A 19416-nucleotide genomic window follows, 5' to 3' on the forward strand; every position below is an offset into this window, starting at 1 on the left:
TGTAGTTTAGTAAGTTATAATTAAGTAGAGCGAATAGAATGAATCAATTCAATATTATTCAAGAGAAGCTTGAGGCATTTATTAGGCGTTATTATACTAATGAATTGCTTAAAGGTGCCATTTTGTTTTTTGCTATTGGCTTGTTGTATTTTTTATTCACGCTTTTTATTGAATATGTTTTGTGGTTGAGCACAACAGCCAGAACTATTTTGTTTTGGTTATTTGTATTTGTTGAATTTGGGCTGCTATTCAAATTTATCTTTTTGCCACTTGCTAAATTGTTTAAGCTTCAAAAAGGGATTGATTATGAAGAAGCTTCAAAAATTATTGGCAAGCATTTCCCAGAAGTAAATGATAAGTTATTGAACGTGCTTCAATTGCATAAGAAAACGGCACAATCAGAATTATTGTTAGCGAGTATCGAACAAAAATCCATGGAATTAAGTCCGATTCCATTCAAAACAGCCATTAATTTCAAAAAGAACATTCCGTACTTAAAATATGCTGCCATTCCTATTTTAATTTTATTAATAACGTTTTTATTTGGTAAAGTAAATTGGTTTAGTGACAGTTTTAATCGCGTGGTTAATTACAGAACAGCCTATGAACCACCGGCGCCGTTTCAGTTTTTTGTGGTTAATAACGATTTAAATGCTATAGAAAATAATGATTTTACACTAATTGTTAAAACAGCTGGTGATGTAATTCCTGAAAACGCACAAATTGTTTATGATGATGAAACGTATTTTTTACAACAAAAGGGGGTTGGGGAATTTGAATATGTTTTTCCTAAGCTTAAAGAATCAACAGAATTTCAACTTACAGCAAATGGCGTAACATCAAAACCTTATACGGTAAGCGTTGTAGAAGCACCAACGTTGTTGGCTTTTGAAATGGTTTTAGAGTATCCAAAATATATTAATAAAGCTTCAGAAGTTTTAAAAGGTACAGGTAATACTGTTGTTCCTGAAGGCACTAAAGTAACTTGGCAACTTCAAACGAAATCGACTGAGAACGTTTCATTATTTTCAAAAGACACATTAGCGTTTGAATTTGGAAAAGACAATGTTTTTAGCGCTTCTAAGGCCCTTTACAATAATTTTGAATACACTTTAAGCACAAGCAACAAAAACCTTAAAAATTACGAGAATTTAGCGTTCAGAATTGATGTGGTTAAAGATGAATATCCTGAGTTAAATGTTAAAGTCGAGAGGGATTCATTGGATTTGCAAACACTGTATTTTTATGGTCAAGTGAGCGATGACCATGGATTTAGTAAACTTCAGCTTGTTTATTATCCTTCGGATGATGAAACCAAAAAGAAGTATGAAACCATTTCTATATCATCATCAAATATTTCTGAATTCATCACGGCGTTTCCAAATAATTTATATATTTCTGAAGGAATTCCGTATGAATTATATTTTCAAGTATTTGATAATGATGCTATTAATAAATTTAAAAGCACAAAAAGTTCTGTGTTTTCATATAGAAAGCGTACTAAGGATGAAGAAGACCAAAAGAAACTTAACGAGCAAAGTGAAACCATAAAGGATTTAAATAAATCTTTAAAAAAGTTTGATGAGCGCGATAAGGAATTGGAAGAGTTACAACAAAACCAGAAGGAAAAGTCCACATTAAACTTCAATGATAAAAAGAAATTGGAATCATTTTTAAAACGCCAAAAGCAGCAAGATGAATTAATGAAGAGTTTCAATGAAAAATTGAAGAATAATTTAGAAGAGTTTCAGAAAGAGAACAAAGAAGAAGATGCATTTAAAGAAGATTTAAAAGAGCGTTTAAAGGAGAATGAAGAACAGCTAAAAAAGGATGAGAAGCTTCTTGAGGAATTGGAAAAACTTCAAGACAAAATAAACAATGAGCAATTAGCAAAAAAGCTGGAAGAATTATCAAAACAAAATAAAAACAAGAAGCGTAGTTTAGAACAACTGCTTGAATTAACCAAAAGGTTTTATGTAGAGAAAAAGCTAGATAAGCTTAAAGATGATTTGCAAAAAATGGCTAACGACCAAGAAAAATTATCTAATGAATCTGAAGAGAATAATACAAAAGAAAATCAAGATAAACTTAATGAACAATTTGAAAGGTTTAAAAAAGAACTTGATAATCTTAAAAAGGAATCTAATAGCTTAAGAAAACCGATTGACATTCCACAAGATAAGCCTCAGGAAGATGCCATAAAAAGCGACCAGAAACAAGCATCTGAAGAATTGCAAAAGCAAAACGAAGAGACCAAAAAAAGCGCTAAACAAAGTCAGAAGAAAGCAGCTCAAAAGATGAAGCAACTAAGTGAAAAGATGCAATCCTCCATGCAAGCAGGCGGCGGAGAACAACTTCAAGAGGATGTTGACATGTTAAGACAAATACTTGATAACTTGGTTTCCTTTTCTTTAGATGAAGAAGATTTGATGGACCAATTTAATGCTATTGATGCTAATCATAATAAATATGCAACTTATCTAAAAAAGCAGAACAGCCTTAGGGAAAATTTCGAGCATATTGATGATAGTTTGTTTGCTTTATCCCTTCGCCAACCAAAACTTTCTGAGACGGTTAATAAGGAAATTACAGAGGTTTATTTTAATATAGATAAAGCCATAGATCTTTTTGCTGAGGGTCGTTTGTTCCAAGGCGTGTCCAACCAACAGTTCACGATTACGGCTGCTAATAATCTTGCTAACTTTTTAAGCGATGTTTTAGATAATATGCAAGAAAGTATGAGCATGGGTCAAGGGCAAGGTCAAAGCGATATGCAATTGCCAGACATTATTATGAGTCAAGAGCAACTTAATAAAATGATGGAAGAGGGTATGAAAGAAGGTGAATCTGGTAAGCCTAACGAAGTAGATGGCGAAGGTAAGGAGGGTGAACAAGGAAATGGACAGAATAAGAGTAATAATGGTGATAATTCTGGAGAAGATGGCGAGGGATTGAATAATGATTTAAACGGCAAACTTTATGAAATATATCAAGAGCAACAACAATTAAGGGAAGCTTTGGAGAAGCAACTTGAAAAGGAAGGGATGAGCGGTTCTGGTGAGAGATTATTAAAGCAAATGGAACAGGTTGAATTAGATTTATTAAACAAAGGATTCACTAACCAAACACTTCAAAAAATGATGGAGTTACAACACCAATTATTAAAACTTGAGAATGCTACGTTTCAGCAAGGTGAAGATAATAAGCGTGAATCTGAAACTAACAAAAATCAGTATATTAATAATTCAATCAATCAGATCCCAACAGCTAAACAATATTTTAAAACTACAGATATATTAAATAAGCAAGCTTTACCTTTGCAACAGATTTATAAAACCAAAGTGCAAGAATATTTTAGAAAAGAGAATGATTGAGTTTAATTATGAAACAGAATTTTCGTTAGATAATGAGGAGCAATTAGCCATTTGGATATCAAATGTCATCCTTTCTGAAGAGTTTAAACAAGGGGATATTAATTATATCTTTTGTGATGATGATTATCTTTTTAAACTCAATTTAGAATTTTTAAATCATGACACATTAACAGATATTATTAGTTTTGACTATTCTATCGGAAAAATTATACAGGGCGATATTTTCATTTCTATTGAAAGGGTTAAAGAAAATGCCATTGATTTCAACGTCTCTTTTTTAGATGAACTTCATAGGGTTATGGTCCATGGTATTTTGCATTATTGTGGTTATAAAGACAAAAGCGATGATGACGAAAGACTTATGAGGAACAAGGAAAACCACTACTTAAAACAGCTAGTTTGATATTCGCCAAATCGATGTATATTTGCATCCTTTAAAAACCATTTTTTGAACATTGTTCCACGTGGAACGTTTTAATTTCAAATCTATGTTTAACGAGATATATGATGTTATAGTTGTTGGTGCCGGTCACGCGGGTAGTGAAGCTGCTGCTGCTGCTGCTAATATGGGTAGCAAAACATTGCTTGTTACTATGAATCTACAAAACATCGCACAAATGTCTTGTAACCCTGCTATGGGAGGTATTGCGAAAGGACAAATCGTTCGAGAGATTGATGCTTTAGGTGGTTATAGCGGAATAGTGTCTGATACATCGGCTATACAATTTAAAATGCTTAATAAATCTAAAGGACCAGCTATGTGGAGCCCGAGGGTTCAAAGTGATAGAATGCGTTTTGCTGAAGATTGGCGTTTGCTATTGGAAAGTACGCCTAATTTAGATTTTTACCAAGATATGGTTTCTGGTCTGATTATAGAAAATGGACGTGTTGCAGGCGTTAAAACCTCTCTTGGGGTTGAGATAAAAAGCAAATCGGTCGTGCTTACAAATGGTACTTTTTTAAATGGATTGATTCATATCGGCGACAAGAATTTTGGTGGTGGTAGAGCAGGTGAAAAAGCTGCTACAGGTATTACAGAACAATTAGTTTCTTTAGGCTTCGATGCTGGTAGAATGAAAACAGGAACGCCTCCAAGAGTGGATGGGAGGTCGTTAGATTATTCCAAAATGATTGAGCAACCTGGAGATGATAAGCCAGAGAAATTCTCTTATTTAGATATTACAAAACCGTTGCAAAACCAGAAGTCGTGTCACATGACTTATACTAGCGAATTAGTTCACGATTTGCTTCGTGAAGGCTTTGATAGATCACCCATGTTTAATGGCAGAATAAAAAGTTTAGGGCCTAGATATTGTCCGTCTATTGAAGACAAGATTAACAGGTTTGCGGACAAAGATAGGCATCAATTATTTGTAGAACCAGAAGGTTGGAACACTGTTGAGGTTTACGTGAATGGGTTTTCAACATCGCTTCCTGAAGATGTTCAGTTTAAAGCATTGCGCTCTGTAGTTGGTTTTGAAAAAGTGAAGTTTTTTAGACCAGGATATGCCATTGAGTATGATTATTTCCCGCCTACACAATTAAAACATACTTTAGAAACCAAGCTTGTTGAAGGACTTTATTTTGCGGGACAAATTAATGGAACTACAGGTTATGAAGAAGCGGCCTCTCAAGGTTTAATGGCCGGCATCAATGCGAGTTTAAAAGTTCAAGATAAAGAAGCCTTTATTCTGAAAAGAGATGAAGCTTATATAGGTGTTTTAATAGATGATTTGATTACTAAAGGAACTGAGGAACCTTACAGAATGTTTACTTCAAGAGCTGAATATAGAACCTTGTTGCGACAAGATAATGCCGATTCAAGATTAACACCTAAAGGTTTTGAAATAGGTTTAGCAAGTGAAAAACGTTTACGCAGAATGGAAAAAAAGCATAATGAAGCTGAAAAGTTTGTGGAATTTTTTGCCACCACAAGTGTGAAGCCAGAAGACGCAAATCCAGTTTTAGAATCTAAGGAATCCTCTTTAATCAAACAATCGGATAAGATGTTTAAAATCTTTTCGAGACCAAATATCACTATTGACGATATGCGAAAGTTTGATGCCGTTGAAGAATACATTCAAGAAAACAATTTAGATAACGAAGTTATTGAACAGGCAGAAATACAAGTCAAATATTCTGGTTATATTTCAAAAGAGAAGAATAATGCGGATAAGCTTAGCCGATTGGAGTATGTAAAAATTCCTGAGAATTTTGATTATTCCCAAATTAAGTCAATGAGTTTTGAAGCAAGAGAAAAGCTTAAAAAAGTACAACCGGTAACGGTCTCTCAAGCCTCAAGAATTAGCGGTGTTTCGCCAAACGACATTTCCGTTTTGTTGGTTTATATGGGTAGATAATTTATATTGTTCCACGTGGAACGTAAACTTTATGAAAGCAAAACAACTTTATTCTTAATCAATATAGAATTCAAATAAGCAAGTATTCATAAACTAGTGATAGGCGAAAAATCAAACACCACGTTTTTAAAAGTCAAAGATCATTCTGTTTCACAGGAATTTTTTGATTTAATTCAGAATTCAAAATATGGTTATTTGGAAACGGTGCCTCAGCCATCTTCAGATAAATTACCAGATTATTACAAAAGCGAGGATTATATTTCCCATACAAATTCCAGGAGAAATCTGTTTGAGAAAGCTTATCATTTGGTCAGAATAATTTCTTTACATAGAAAATTAAAACTTATCAATGCTTTCTCATCAAACAATAAAACCCTATTAGATGTTGGTTGCGGAACTGGGGACTTTTTGGAAGTTGCTAAAAAAAATAATTGGACTGTTTTTGGAATTGAACCTAATGGACAGGCTAGGAGTATTGCCAATAAAAAAACCGACACCGCCATTTATGATGTAGACAAACTTATTGAGTTTAATGCTTCTAGTTTTGATGTCATTACATTGTGGCATGTGTTGGAACATTTGCCTAATCTAGAAGAACAGATAATGGTTTTAAAAAACCTGTTAAAACCTAATGGAACTTTAGTTATTGCTGTGCCAAATTATAAAAGTTATGATGCGCACTATTATAAAGAATTTTGGGCCGCTTACGATGTGCCTAGGCATCTTTGGCATTTTAATAAACAATCAATCTCAAAATTGTTTGTGGATGTTTCTATGAAAGTGGTAAAAACCAAGCCCATGTATTTTGATGCTTTTTATGTAAGCTTGCTATCTGAGAAATATAAATCTAGCAGAATGAATTTTTTTAAAGGATTTTGGATTGGACTCCTCTCAAATTTGAGATCTCTAAAAACAAATGAAGCCTCTTCTATAATTTATATCATTAAAAATAGCTAAAAATAATTTTAAAAGCATTTAAGGCTTCATTTTAACGCAAAAAGCAAAACGCCAAGGCTATTTTTGTACCTTTCTTAAATCGCTTATAAATCACGCTTCATTAATAATTAATTCTTATCGCATATAATAAAAGCGATAATTTTTAATGATAGACTAAAATCAGGATGAATTCTCTTTTTAATCTAGTTAACTTTATTACATTTGTCCGAATTATAATAACCCAATAAAATGAAAAATATATTTTACGTCGCTGTGTTACTATTCGTATTCACCTCTTGTCAAAAGCAAGCTAAAATCGGATTTGTAGACAATAGCATTTTAATTAATGATTACCAAAAAAAGAAAGACCTTGAAGCTAAATTTCAAATAAAAGAACAAGCTTTTAGAAAAAAATTTGATAGTATTGACAACGTTTTTCAGGTTGAGGCTCAAAAATTTCAAGCTGAAGCTAATAGAATGGCTCCAGCCACAGCGCAAGAAAAGTATCAACAGCTTACTCAGCAAAGGCAAATGATTGATCAACAAAAGCAAGGTGAAGCGCAACAATTTCAACAAGAGTTTCAAACAGAAATAGACACTTTAATCGTCGCTGTAAAAAACTTTGTTAAAGATTATGGAAAGAAAAATGGATACACTTATATTCTAGGAACGAGTGATGTTGCTGCTACGGTGTTATACGGTGTAGAAGAAAACGATTTAACAAAAACAATTTTAGAGGACTTGAATGCAGCCGCTAAGAAATAGTATTTTGAATCAAAATAAAAAAAGGCTTGAAAGTTATTTCAAGCCTTTTTTTATTGCTGTTATTTTAACTTTTTAATGGATTTCAATCAGCATTTTTATGAAGTAAGCGTGTTAGTTTTATAGATAAATCGGTTAAAATAATTTTCGAATTACCATTACGTTCTATATGATAAATGGCATCTTGTAACTCATCGCTAATTTCTAAAATATTATTACCGTGAACAAAAGGGGCAAATTTTTCAAGTTTAAAGCTTTCGGTTTTTGGTTGTAAATAAATCAATTCCTGTGCTTTGTAATTCAACAATAATGCCTGCCTAAAAAAATCTAAACAATAGTTTAAAAACTGTTTTTGTGTTTCCCTTCCAGTCTTTGAAATCGTATCACTCCATAAAATCAAATCATGTATGGCAGCCTTATTTCCTTTTGCTTTAAAAGCACTTCGTATCCAAAATATAAACCATTCCTCAAATTGTAAATCTTCAGAATCTTGATAAACCAAATCGCAAGCTTTATTGTAGTTTCCATTAGATTGATGAGCGATTTTAGTAGCAACAGATAGGTCTACACCGTAATTTTTAATTAAAGCGTCTACAATGATATTTTCTGCTAACGGCGGAAACTGTAATATCTGGCAGCGAGATTTTATGGTGTTAATGATTTGTTCTTCGTCTTCGGTAATAAGAATAAAAACCGTTTTGCTTGGCGGTTCTTCAATAAGTTTTAAAAGCTTATTGGCACAAGCTGTATTCATTTTTTCAGCCATCCAAATAATCATCACTTTATAACCACCTTCATAGGCTTTTAGTGATAAGGATTTTACAATATCTTGCGCCTCATCTACACCTATTTGCCCTTGTTTGTTGTCAACCCCAAGTAAGTTGTACCAATCAAACAGGTTTCCATAAGGCTGTTCTTTAATTAGTTGGCGCCACTCTTCTAAATAATTACTAGAAATAGGGTGGCTTTTGGCTTTATCACTCGTAGTAACAGGAAAGGCAAAATGTAAATCTGGATGGGATATGTTTTTAAACTTTGCAATACAATCATCTTTATTTTCCTCACTTTTATTAGCGCACAAAATAGATTGGGCATACGCAATGGCCATGGGCAAAGTGCCACAACCTTCATTTCCCACAAATAACTGGGCATGGGGTATTCTACCATTTTCAACACTTTGTTTTAAATGGTTTTTTATATGTTCCTGACCTAAAATATCTTCAAAAAGCATTCGCAAACCTACACAAATTTTTACTATTAAATAGCATCAAATGATGACAGATGACTTCCTTGTAAGTTACCTTTGTCGAATTTAATACAATGAAAACATCAAAGGAAATATAGTTTTTTTATAATTCTTTTATAGTTCAATCGTTTTCGTTTAAAAAGGCATTTTCTAACAGTGTTTAATTAATTACATTTGTGAATCTAATTAGTTAAATTATAAAAAAGAAGTCGTAGTTAGCCATATAGTTTCATAAACTATAAATATAATAGCGATTCCATAAACCTTTAAAAATAAATAAAACAGTTTTATATGAAAACGCTAAATGATTTTAATTTCAAAAATAAAAAAGCATTAATACGTGTAGATTTTAATGTGCCTTTAAATGAAAAATTTGAAGTGACGGATGCCACAAGAATTGTGTCTGCAAAACCAACAATTATAAAGATTTTAGAAGATGGCGGAAGCTGTATTTTAATGTCACATTTAGGAAGGCCTAAAGGTGTTCAAGATGAATTTTCTTTACGTCATATAGCTGAGGAAGTAGAAGCGATTTTAGGAGTAAAAGTTAAGTTTGTTAGTGAATGCGTAGGCGAAAAAGCTGAAATCGCTGCTAAAAGTCTGCAACCAGGAGAAGTATTATTATTAGAAAACTTACGTTTTCATAAAGAAGAAGAAGCTGGAGACAGAGGTTTTTCAGAAAAATTAGCAAATCTGGGCGATATTTATGTGAATGATGCTTTTGGTACCGCGCATAGAGCCCATGCTTCTACAACTATTATTGCCGATTTTTTCCCAAAAAGTAAATGTTTTGGATATTTATTAGCACAAGAAATTGAAAGTATAGATAAGGTTATGAAAACAGGTGAGAAGCCTGTTTTGGCTGTTCTTGGAGGTGCAAAAGTGTCTTCTAAAATTACTATTATTGAAAACATACTAGATAAAGTAGATCACTTGATAATTGGAGGCGGCATGTCTTTCACTTTTATCAAGGCTCAAGGAGGGAAAATTGGTAATTCTATTTGTGAAGACGACAAAATGGATTTAGCCTTAGAAATATTAAAGAAAGCCAAAGCTAAAAATGTACAAGTCCATATTCCTGTGGATGTTATTGCAGCAGACGCGTTTAGTAATGATGCCAATACGCAAGTTGTTGATATTGATAAAATTCCAGATGGTTGGGAAGGTGTTGATGCTGGTCCGAAATCCATAAAACAATTTCATGATGTTGTTATGAAATCTAAAACAATCTTATGGAATGGCCCATTAGGTGTTTTTGAAATGGAAAGTTTCGCCAAAGGCACCATTGCATTAGGAAATTCTATAGCAGAAGCCACTAAAAACGGAGCTTTTTCACTAGTTGGCGGTGGAGATTCTGTTGCTGCTGTTAAACAATTTGGTTTTGAAGACAAAGTAAGCTATGTAAGCACTGGGGGAGGCGCTATGTTAGAGAGTTTAGAAGGAATAGTACTACCTGGAATAGCGGCGATCATCGAATAATTCGAATAAAGTTTTTAAAATTGCCCAGAAAATACGATTTTAGCCATATTTAGCGTTAATTAACTATAGAAACGACATAATATGGCTAAGATTTTATCAACAATTTTTTTCTTCACGTTTTTGGTTTGTAGTTCACAAATCAAAAATTCCATTACTAGTATAGAACAAAATTCTAATACGTTAGTTGACAGTACTACTCAAATTTTAAATGATATTAATAAAGTTCAAGATACTACAATATTTAAAGCGGTTTTTGATAATGATCATGCCGCATCCTTAGATAAAAAATGGCTTGAGGATTTATATAGCAATACACTTTTTGATAGTATTTATGAGTCTGTTGCTGAACTAAACATTGAAAATGTAGAGTATCCAGAACTTCCAACCGATACTTTAAAAGCTAGGCTAAAAGAGCTTGATGCCAGAACGCCATTTAATGTAGAATACAATCCAGCCTTAGAAAGTGTTATAAAATCGTATTTAAAGAATAGAAGGGAAACATTACAAAGGTTAATAACCTTGAGCGCATATTATTTCCCAATGTTCGAGCGGGAATTAGATAACCATAACATACCTTTAGAAATTAAGTATTTAGCAGTTGTGGAATCGGCTTTAAAACCACGCGCTAAGTCCAGAGTTGGCGCTACGGGCTTATGGCAATTCATGTACAGTACAGGGATATTATATGGGTTAGATGTAAGTAGTTATGTTGATGAACGTAGTGATCCAATAAAATCAACAGAAGCCGCAGCAAAATATCTATCTAAATTATATGAAATTTTTGGTGACTGGGATTTAGCTTTAGCTGCCTATAATTCCGGACCAGGTAACGTAACAAAAGCCATCCGTCGTTCAGGAGGATATAAAAACTACTGGAACATACGTAATAATTTACCCCGCGAAACAGCAGGTTACCTGCCAGCTTTTTTAGCCAATATGTATATTTTCGAATATGCTGAAGCACATGGTTTTAAAAAATTGAAACCAGAATTTGCATATGTGGAAACAGATACCATCAGAGTAAAACAAATGATTACTCTTGATCAAGTTTCTGAAGTAACCGATGTAGATATAGAAGAACTTCAGTTTTTAAATCCATCCTATAAATTAGATGTTATTCCTTATGTTAAGGGAAAAGATTACACGTTACGCTTACCAATGTCTGCAATTGGAAAATTTGTAAGTAATGAAGAAGCTATTTACACTTTTGTTAAAGCAGAATTTGATAAAAGGGAAAAACCTTTACCTCAACTTGTGGAAGAAAAAAGTAAAACCACATATGTGGTCAAATCTGGAGATTATTTAGGAAGGTTGTCTAGAAAATTTGGTGTTAGGGTAAGTCAAATTATGCAATGGAATGGTTTAAGAAGTAACGAGATACGCGTTGGACAGCGGTTAACCATTTATCCAAGTAATTATGTGGCGACAACGAGCACAGCAAAAACGGCATCAACACCAGAAAAAACATCATTAACAAGTAACATATCTGGAGACATAGTAACTTATACAGTTAAAAGCGGCGACTCACTTTGGAGTATTTCACAAAAATTTCCAGGAGTTTCTGTTCAAAATATTAAAGATTGGAACGATATTAGCGGTAGTAAATTAAAACCGGGGATGAAACTAAAAATATCTAAAGGATAATCCCTTCTAACCTAATATTTATTATGCAAAAAATTCTTTTAGTTACAGGTATATTGTTACTTGTTTTGTCGTGCAAAGACGGAACGTCTTCCAATGAAAAAGTATTTTTAGATTCCACAGGAAAAATAAACGACGTTTCGGTTGTTGTTGATAACGATTTGTGGAGTGGCACTATTGGAGAGACCGTTAGAAATATATTAGCATCACCTGTTTATGGCCTTCCTCAAGATGAACCAACGTTTAATATCAACCAAATACCCTCTCAAGTTTTTTCTGGTTTTGTAACAAAAAACAGAACAGTTCTAATAATTAAAATGGATAATGAAGCATCAATTTCTTTTGATAATGATGTATATGCAAAACCCCAAAGGGTTATTACTATTACAGGAAAAAGCAAGGAAGATATCATAGATCAAATTAATGAAAATACCTCAAGAATAGTAAGCACGTTTAAAAATATAGAGATCTTCCACAAACAGCAACAAATTAGAAAGGTATTATTCAACACGAAGTCTATTCAAGAAAAGTTAAAATTAAATATAGATTTTACCACCGCTTACAGGATTGCTAAAAATGACAATAACTTCTTTTGGATTCGAAGAGACATAAATACTGGTGATTTAAATATTATGCTCTACGAACTGCCTTATAATGCAATAAAACGAAATGACAGTATTATTAATCAAATTATAAGAATAAGAGATTCTATAGGCAAAAAACATATTGAAGGCCCTGTTGAAGGCTCTTATATGACCACAGAAAACGCTTATACCCCTTTTAATACAGAAATCATTTTAGATAATAAACCCACTTTAGAGACCAAATCGATGTGGGATGTTAAAAATGCTGTTATGGCAGGACCATTTATAAACTATGCTATTGAAGATAAAATTAATAATAGATGGGTTATTGCAGAAGGCTTTGCTTATGCGCCTTCTGTAGAAAAGCGGGACCTAATGTTTGAATTGGAAGCCATCATAAGATCCATTAAAATTCAATAGACTTTAGATAGAGCGTGATAGAATAAATAAAAACCCACAACATATCATATATGTTGTGGGTTTTTATAAAAATAATATTTAATTATTATTTCTTATTGTCACTTTCATTTTTGTCATCTCCACCTTTACTGGCATCTTTGAATTCTTTAATGCCACTTCCAAGACCTCGCATCAATTCAGGGATTTTTTTACCCCCAAATAATAACAAAATCACCACTACTATTAAAATAATTTGTGGGGCACCAATAACCAACGGTAACATATATAAGCTCATAATGAATATATTTAGGATACAAAGTTAATAATTTAACTCTAATTAAAGCGTTTCTAACATAACTTTAGCAAAAAGAAAGACAATGCTTTGATATAATTTTATTTAATTTTGTTTCCATGATGGATGAGAGAAAAAAAAAACCAAAAAGATTAAAGAGAAAGTTGCTTGATAAGTATCGTTTAGTCGTTCTGAACGAAGACACATTCGAAGAACGCATCTCTTTAAAATTAACACGGTTAAATGTGTTCGTTTTAGTTTCTCTATCAGCCATTTTATTGGTTTTAGCCACTCTTATTTTAATTGCTTTTACGCCTTTAAGGGAATATATCCCCGGATATTCTTCTACTGCTTTAAAAAAACAAGCTACCGAGCTAACGTTTACAGCAGATTCACTACAGCAAATTATAACAATGAACGATAAGTATTATGAATCTATCAAGAAAGTATTGCAAGGCGATGTAAGTAAGGTAGATTTTAATAGAGATTCCATTATTCAAGCTGTTAAACTAGAAGTTAATGAAGTAGATTTAAGGCCCAATCAAGAAGATTCGATTTTACGTGAAAAAGTGGATAAAGAGGATAAATACAATTTGTTTGAATCTGCTACATCAGGAACAAATTTTGTTTTGTTTCCACCAGTAAACGGAACGATAAGCGAGCCTTATAATTTAAAGGAAAAGCATTATGCAGTAGATTTGGTAGTTGCTAAAAACACTCCAATTAAAGCTACAGCTGATGGTTCTGTCATTTTTGCAGAATGGACTGCAGAAACAGGATATGTTATTATTTTAGAGCATAGCCAAGGCCTGTTGTCTGTTTATAAACACAATGGGTCGTTAACTAAGACACAGGGCGATTTGGTTAAAGCAGGAGAAGTTATAGCCACATCAGGAAATACTGGTGATTATACCACAGGACCTCATTTACATTTTGAACTCTGGAATAATGGCTACCCTATAAACCCAACTAACTTTATAGATTTTAAATAATGCTATCAATAAAATCTGTCCTTGCAAAACCATTTGCAAAACGCATTTACAATAGTGTTCAAAAATGGGCGAATAACCCTATTGAAACACAACACCATGTTTTTAATAACTTAATAAACCAAGCAAAAAATACCGAATTTGGAAAGGACCATCATTTTGAAACTATAAAGTCTTATGATGATTTTATAAAACGGGTACCCATAAGGGATTATGAATTGTTAAAACCTTATGTCGATAGAGTTGTTGCAGGAGAAGAACATGTCCTTTGGAAAGGTAAGCCCTTATATTTTGCTAAAACATCTGGCACAACTTCTGGTGTAAAGTACATTCCTATTACAAAAGAAAGTATGCCGTTTCATGTTGAATCAGCCAGAAATGCTATTTTATTATATATCAATGAAACTGGGAAAAGTAGTTTCGTTGACGGAAAAATGATTTTTTTACAAGGAAGTCCCATCATGAAAACCCAAAATGGCATTCAAGTGGGTCGACTTTCCGGAATAGTGGCTCATTATGTTCCGAAATATCTACAAAAAAACCGCATGCCTTCTTGGGAAACGAATTGTATAGAAGACTGGGAAACAAAAGTAGAAGCCATCGTTGAAGAAACTTTGCCAGAAAACATGACGGTTATTTCTGGAATTCCATCATGGGTTCAAATGTATTTTGAGAAAATCCATAAAAAAACAGGGAAAAAAGTAGGCGACGTTTTTAAAAATTTTAACCTATTTATTTTTGGAGGCGTTAATTACGAACCGTACCGAGCTAAATTTGAAAACCTTATTGGTAGAAAAGTGGATAGTATTGAATTATATCCTGCCAGCGAGGGTTTTTTTGCTTATCAAGACAAACAGAATGAAAAGGGCATGTTGCTGCAGCTTAATTCAGGTATTTTTTATGAGTTTATTAAAGCTGACGAATTTTTTAATGAAAACCCTAAGCGAATCACCATAAAAGAGGTTGAGGTTGGCGTAAACTATGTCATGATTATTTCAACAAACGCAGGGCTTTGGGCTTATAATATTGGAGACACAGTTGAGTTTACTTCTACAAAGCCGTATAGGGTTATTGTGTCTGGTAGAATCAAGCATTTTATTTCTGCTTTTGGGGAGCATGTTATTGGTAAGGAAGTTGAACAAGCTATGCAAGAAGCAACACATAGTACAGATATTAGAGTTTCAGAATTTACGGTGGCACCTCAAATAAATCCTGAGAGCGGATTGCCTTATCACGAATGGTTTATAGAGTTTGAGAATGAACCGGAAAATCTTTCGGCTTTAGCCCAAAAAATTGACGAGTCGCTTCAAAAACAAAACAGTTATTACTTCGATTTAATACAAGGCAATGTGTTACAGCCACTTAAAATAACTAAGGTTAAGAAAGACGGATTTCAAGAATATATGAAGTCGATAGGCAAGCTGGGCGGACAAAACAAAATCCCGCGTTTGTCCAATGATAGAAAAATTATTGAGGCTTTTCCTCATTCAAGTTTGTATAAATAGTATTACCTTTGCGGCGCTAAAAATAGTTATGAAAAACAAAAAACATCACGAAAGAACAAGGGCTCAAGAGAGCTCAAATGCTATCGAAAGGATGTATATAACTATGCGCCATTTATTCAATCGCGGGTTTTATAAACCTATGGGTATTTCGGGCGAAACATTAAGACAATCTCTATTGTTTTTAAGACCTGAGATTTATGGTTCCATCGGTGAAGAAAAAGCCGAATTAGCTGGCTTATTGTATGTTATTGATAGGTTGCCACAGGGCATTGAAGAATGTACTTTCATTAATCTAACAAGTGATGAAGGCTATTCCAACTCGCATTTTAAACCCATTATTCCTGAAAAAAGAAAACGAAATTGCTATAGGATTGATGCTGAGCAAATGAATATTGAGATTACTAGAGGGCGCTCTGAAATCTATGATATTTTAACGCATCTCACCTTTCTTTTTGTGGAATCCCATAAAATTAGCAACCGAGTTCTAATACATGAGGAAGAGGGCGTAATTGCTAGAGATTGGGAAAAACTGGAAAAAGCTGTACTATCAAAAAAGAAACTTACACAACCAGAACGGGAAGTCGCCATTACCCATACGGCCAATATTTTAGGGAGAACATTTAATGAACTCATATCGGTTTACGATGATTTTGCAACACCAACACAACCAGAAAGGTTATTGCATATTGTATATTGGCTAGGTAAATTAGCCATTGAAGAACAACTTGATAAGAATAAGCGCACCATAACGTTTAGCCCAGTTTTAAGAGAGCGCATTGGGCATCATATTCACGGAGAAATTTGGGCAGATTCCATTAAAGATGTACTTTATAAGAATGGATTGTTGGAAAGACCCATTCATATAATAAGTGCCAACATGCATAGCGTTATGAATACTTTGTTCGCTCCTGAAGCTTTAAAAATAGAGTTTCCAAATAAAGATGTTTATGAAGTGTATGAGCAGCTCAGTAAAAAGGAAAATCAAGATATTCGAAATAAGGTGACTATAACAGCGTTAGAAAGTGGTATGACATTTATTGAAGATACTTCTGGAACCAATATTGATGTTCAAATTTTTGATACCCGTAAAATAGATTTTGATAAGATTGACATAAAAGCAAATAATGAAGCCTTAAAATCAAAAAAACCTATTATTTTAGTCATGGATTACGCTTTTGGAGAACAGGCTTATGAAACGATTGACGAGCTTTTAAAGCCTTATAAAGTAAAAGGGGCTAAAGTTCTTTTAAATGTTGAATCCATTTCCATTATGGGGAAAGCGGGTATTTTAGAAGGAGGCAAAGGAGATATCATGATACCATCAGCTCATATTTTTGAAGGCACAGCGGATAATTATCCGTTTAAAAATGAATTAAAAAAAGAAGATTTGGAAGGTCATGGTATTAATGTTTATGAAGGCTCCATGATTACGGTTTTAGGTACATCGCTTCAAAACAAGGACATTTTAAAATTCTTTTACAATTCTACATGGAATGTGATTGGTTTAGAAATGGAAGGAGCCCATTACCAAAAAGCCATTCAGGCGGCTTCTAAAGTTAGAAGGAGCATTAGTCCAGATGTAAAAGTGAGATATGCCTATTACGCAAGTGATAACCCATTGGAAACAGGAAGCACGTTGGCTTCAGGAGGCTTAGGGACTACAGGTGTAAGACCTACCTATCTTATAACAAGAAAAATATTAGAACAACTATTCAACTAACAACTATAGAATTATGAGTAAAGAATTGCCACAACCACAACAGTCTGAAGAAGTAGATTTAGGTCAATTGTTTAAATTAATAGGAAACGCCTTTGATCGTTTTTTTAGGTTTATAGGTAGTATCTTTAAAGGCATATTTGGTGTTATCATTCTCTTTTTACTTTTTCTTCAAAAAAACTTTATAAAACTTGTTATTGTTGGTGTTTTAGGTGTAGCCATAGGGTTTTATTTAGACATTACCACCAAGACTAAATACATTTCTACAATGGTGTTAGAACCCAATTTCAGCAGTGTACAGCAGTTGTACAACAATATAAATTTTTATAATGAATTGGCCGATGCTGAAGATTCCACGGCACTAGCAGAAGCTTTTGGTATTTCTAAAAAAGAAGCAGTAGCCATAAAGGAATTTAAAGTAGAGTCATACTCTGATGAAAATCAAAAAATACTCTTATTTGATAGGTTTGTCCGTAGTCTAGATACGACTACTCGAAAAGCTATAGATATGGAGGCTTATCTAAGAAATTTTAACTCTTTCGATGCACGATTTCATACGGTATCTGTTATAGCGACTAATAATAGTATAGCAAAAAAGATTCAGCCTGTCATTATCAATTCTATTTCAAATAATGACTATTTTAAACTTCAGAAAAAAACCAACGATGATAATATAGAATTACAAGATAGTTTGTATAGTAAACAAGTAGCGGAAATAGACTCCTTACAATTACTTTATAAAAAAGTGATGCTTACAGAAGCAGGACGCCCTATGCAAGGGACTTCTATTAATCTAGGAGAGAATGGCAGTAAAGAGAATAAAGAACTTGCGCTAATAAATAAAATCGAAGAATTAAAATCTAATTTGGTAGAACTTAATGAAGAACGAGCTAATAAGGCCAGCATTTTAAATGTTATTTCTGATTTCCCAAATAAGGGAGTAAAACAAAAAGGTATTTTAAAAAGTTATAAGTTTCTGGTGCCAATTGTTATGTTGATTTTAGCTTTGTTTGTTTTTGCACTGTTATCATTGAATACTTACCTAAAAAATTATAATAAGATTTAAGCATGACTATTTTAATTACGGGCGGAGCAGGTTTTATTGGCTCTCATGTAGTCAGATTATTTGTTGAGGCCTATTCAAATTACCATGTTGTTAATTTAGATGCTTTAACCTATGCAGGCAATTTAGAAAACTTAAAGGATATAGAGAAGAAAGACAATTATACGTTTGTTAAAGGCGATATTACCAATGAGGATTTTGTAAATAACTTATTTCAAAAATACAGGTTTGATAGGGTTATACACTTAGCGGCAGAATCTCATGTTGATAGATCTATAAATGACCCATTAGCGTTTGTTAAAACCAATGTTATGGGAACGATGATACTTTTAAACGCTTTTAAAAGTTTATGGACAGATAATTTTATAAATAAATTGTTTTACCACATTAGCACGGATGAGGTTTATGGCACTTTAGGGCAAACAGGGTTGTTTACAGAAACGACATCTTACGACCCCAATTCGCCTTATTCAGCTTCAAAAGCCAGTTCAGATCATTTTGTAAGGGCTTATGGGGAAACGTATGGGATACCCTATGTAATTACAAATTGTTCTAATAATTATGGCCAGAATCAGTTTCCAGAAAAGTTGATTCCCTTGTTTATTAATAATATTATAAAAAACAAGCCATTGCCAGTTTATGGTGATGGGAATTATACAAGGGATTGGCTATATGTAAAAGATCATGCGGTTGCTATCGATTTGGTTTTTCATAAAGGAAAAAATAAAGAAACCTACAACATTGGTGGATTTAACGAATGGAAAAACATTGATTTGGTAAAGTTACTGTGCAAGCAAATGGATGAAAAACTACATAGGGAAAAAGGAAGTTCAGAAAAATTAATAACCTATGTGAAGGACCGTCCCGGACACGATTTAAGATACGCTATCGATGCATCAAAAATAAATAAAGAGCTAGGTTGGAAACCTTCGGTAACTTTTGAAGAAGGATTAAACAAAACCATAGATTGGTATTTGAATAATGAGGATTGGCTTTGTAATGTAACGAGTGGGGAGTATCAATCATATTATGAAAAGCAGTATAGTTAAAAGGCTAAATAGTTACAAAG

Annotated in this window: 15 protein-coding genes; 13 read left to right on the forward strand and 2 right to left on the reverse strand. The window is 33.2% G+C overall.

Features of this window, described 5'->3' with window-relative positions:
- Window positions 1–38: 38 nt before the first annotated feature.
- The 5 genes from CDH49_RS02280 to CDH49_RS02300 all read left to right on the forward strand — a co-directional run bounded on the left by CDH49_RS02280 (window position 39) and on the right by CDH49_RS02300 (window position 7435).
- Complete coding sequence (locus CDH49_RS02280; protein ID WP_100613678.1) at window positions 39–3374, forward strand: hypothetical protein; 3336 nt, start codon at window positions 39–41, stop codon at window positions 3372–3374.
- Complete coding sequence (gene ybeY, locus CDH49_RS02285; RefSeq protein ID WP_100613679.1) at window positions 3367–3777, forward strand: rRNA maturation RNase YbeY; 411 nt, start codon at window positions 3367–3369, stop codon at window positions 3775–3777. Before CDH49_RS02280 ends, ybeY begins: the two co-directional genes overlap by 8 nt.
- A gap of 85 nt (window positions 3778–3862) precedes the next feature.
- Complete coding sequence (gene mnmG / locus CDH49_RS02290; RefSeq protein ID WP_100614455.1) at window positions 3863–5734, forward strand: tRNA uridine-5-carboxymethylaminomethyl(34) synthesis enzyme MnmG; 1872 nt, start codon at window positions 3863–3865, stop codon at window positions 5732–5734.
- 99 nt (window positions 5735–5833) lie between these two features.
- Window positions 5834–6691, forward strand: a complete 858-nt coding sequence (locus tag CDH49_RS02295) for a class I SAM-dependent methyltransferase (protein WP_100614456.1) — start codon at window positions 5834–5836, stop codon at window positions 6689–6691.
- A gap of 228 nt (window positions 6692–6919) precedes the next feature.
- A complete protein-coding gene (locus CDH49_RS02300; RefSeq protein WP_100613680.1) occupies window positions 6920–7435 on the forward strand; it encodes an OmpH family outer membrane protein in 516 nt (171 codons plus the stop codon).
- 82 nt (window positions 7436–7517) lie between these two features.
- On the opposite strand, the gene CDH49_RS02305 is transcribed toward CDH49_RS02300, so the two are convergent.
- Window positions 7518–8663 (reverse strand): DNA polymerase III subunit, encoded by a 1146-nt coding sequence (locus CDH49_RS02305; protein WP_100613681.1) that lies wholly within the window; start codon window positions 8661–8663, stop codon window positions 7518–7520.
- A 306-nt stretch (window positions 8664–8969) separates the two neighbouring features.
- Here CDH49_RS02305 and CDH49_RS02310 point away from each other — a divergent pair, with 306 nt between their 5' ends.
- From CDH49_RS02310 to CDH49_RS02320, 3 genes are all read left to right on the forward strand, one after another.
- On the forward strand, window positions 8970–10157 hold the full coding sequence (locus tag CDH49_RS02310; RefSeq protein ID WP_100613682.1) for a phosphoglycerate kinase: 1188 nt from the start codon (window positions 8970–8972) through the stop codon (window positions 10155–10157).
- Window positions 10158–10238: 81 nt separating this feature from the next.
- Window positions 10239–11801 (forward strand): lytic transglycosylase domain-containing protein, encoded by a 1563-nt coding sequence (locus tag CDH49_RS02315; protein ID WP_100613683.1) that lies wholly within the window; start codon window positions 10239–10241, stop codon window positions 11799–11801.
- A 23-nt stretch (window positions 11802–11824) separates the two neighbouring features.
- Window positions 11825–12802 (forward strand): DUF4837 family protein, encoded by a 978-nt coding sequence (locus tag CDH49_RS02320; RefSeq protein ID WP_100613684.1) that lies wholly within the window; start codon window positions 11825–11827, stop codon window positions 12800–12802.
- A gap of 85 nt (window positions 12803–12887) precedes the next feature.
- Here the strand turns inward: CDH49_RS02320 and tatA are convergent, their stop codons facing one another.
- Window positions 12888–13076 carry a twin-arginine translocase TatA/TatE family subunit gene (tatA, locus tag CDH49_RS02325; protein ID WP_100613685.1) on the reverse strand — a complete coding sequence of 63 codons (189 nt, stop codon included), beginning with the start codon at window positions 13074–13076 and terminating at the stop codon, window positions 12888–12890.
- 119 nt (window positions 13077–13195) lie between these two features.
- On the opposite strand from tatA, the gene CDH49_RS02330 reads away from it, so the two are divergent.
- From CDH49_RS02330 to rfbB, 5 genes are read left to right on the forward strand one after another with little or no spacing between them, the layout of a single operon-like run.
- Window positions 13196–14065 (forward strand): M23 family metallopeptidase, encoded by an 870-nt coding sequence (locus CDH49_RS02330; RefSeq protein ID WP_100614457.1) that lies wholly within the window; start codon window positions 13196–13198, stop codon window positions 14063–14065.
- The gene (locus tag CDH49_RS02335) at window positions 14065–15567 is read left to right on the forward strand and encodes a GH3 auxin-responsive promoter family protein (protein WP_100613686.1); all 1503 of its coding nucleotides are present in this window, start codon (window positions 14065–14067) and stop codon (window positions 15565–15567) included. Before CDH49_RS02330 ends, CDH49_RS02335 begins: the two co-directional genes overlap by 1 nt.
- 28 nt (window positions 15568–15595) lie before the next feature.
- Window positions 15596–17287 carry a DUF6909 family protein gene (locus CDH49_RS02340; protein ID WP_100614458.1) on the forward strand — a complete coding sequence of 564 codons (1692 nt, stop codon included), beginning with the start codon at window positions 15596–15598 and terminating at the stop codon, window positions 17285–17287.
- Window positions 17288–17300: 13 nt separating this feature from the next.
- Complete coding sequence (locus CDH49_RS02345) at window positions 17301–18350, forward strand: hypothetical protein (protein ID WP_100613687.1); 1050 nt, start codon at window positions 17301–17303, stop codon at window positions 18348–18350.
- A gap of 2 nt (window positions 18351–18352) precedes the next feature.
- Window positions 18353–19396 carry a dTDP-glucose 4,6-dehydratase gene (gene rfbB, locus CDH49_RS02350; RefSeq protein WP_100613688.1) on the forward strand — a complete coding sequence of 348 codons (1044 nt, stop codon included), beginning with the start codon at window positions 18353–18355 and terminating at the stop codon, window positions 19394–19396.
- Window positions 19397–19416: the final 20 nt, after the last annotated feature.

The organism is Confluentibacter citreus, assembly GCF_002807055.1.
In the GTDB taxonomy this organism is placed as follows: domain Bacteria; phylum Bacteroidota; class Bacteroidia; order Flavobacteriales; family Flavobacteriaceae; genus Confluentibacter; species Confluentibacter citreus.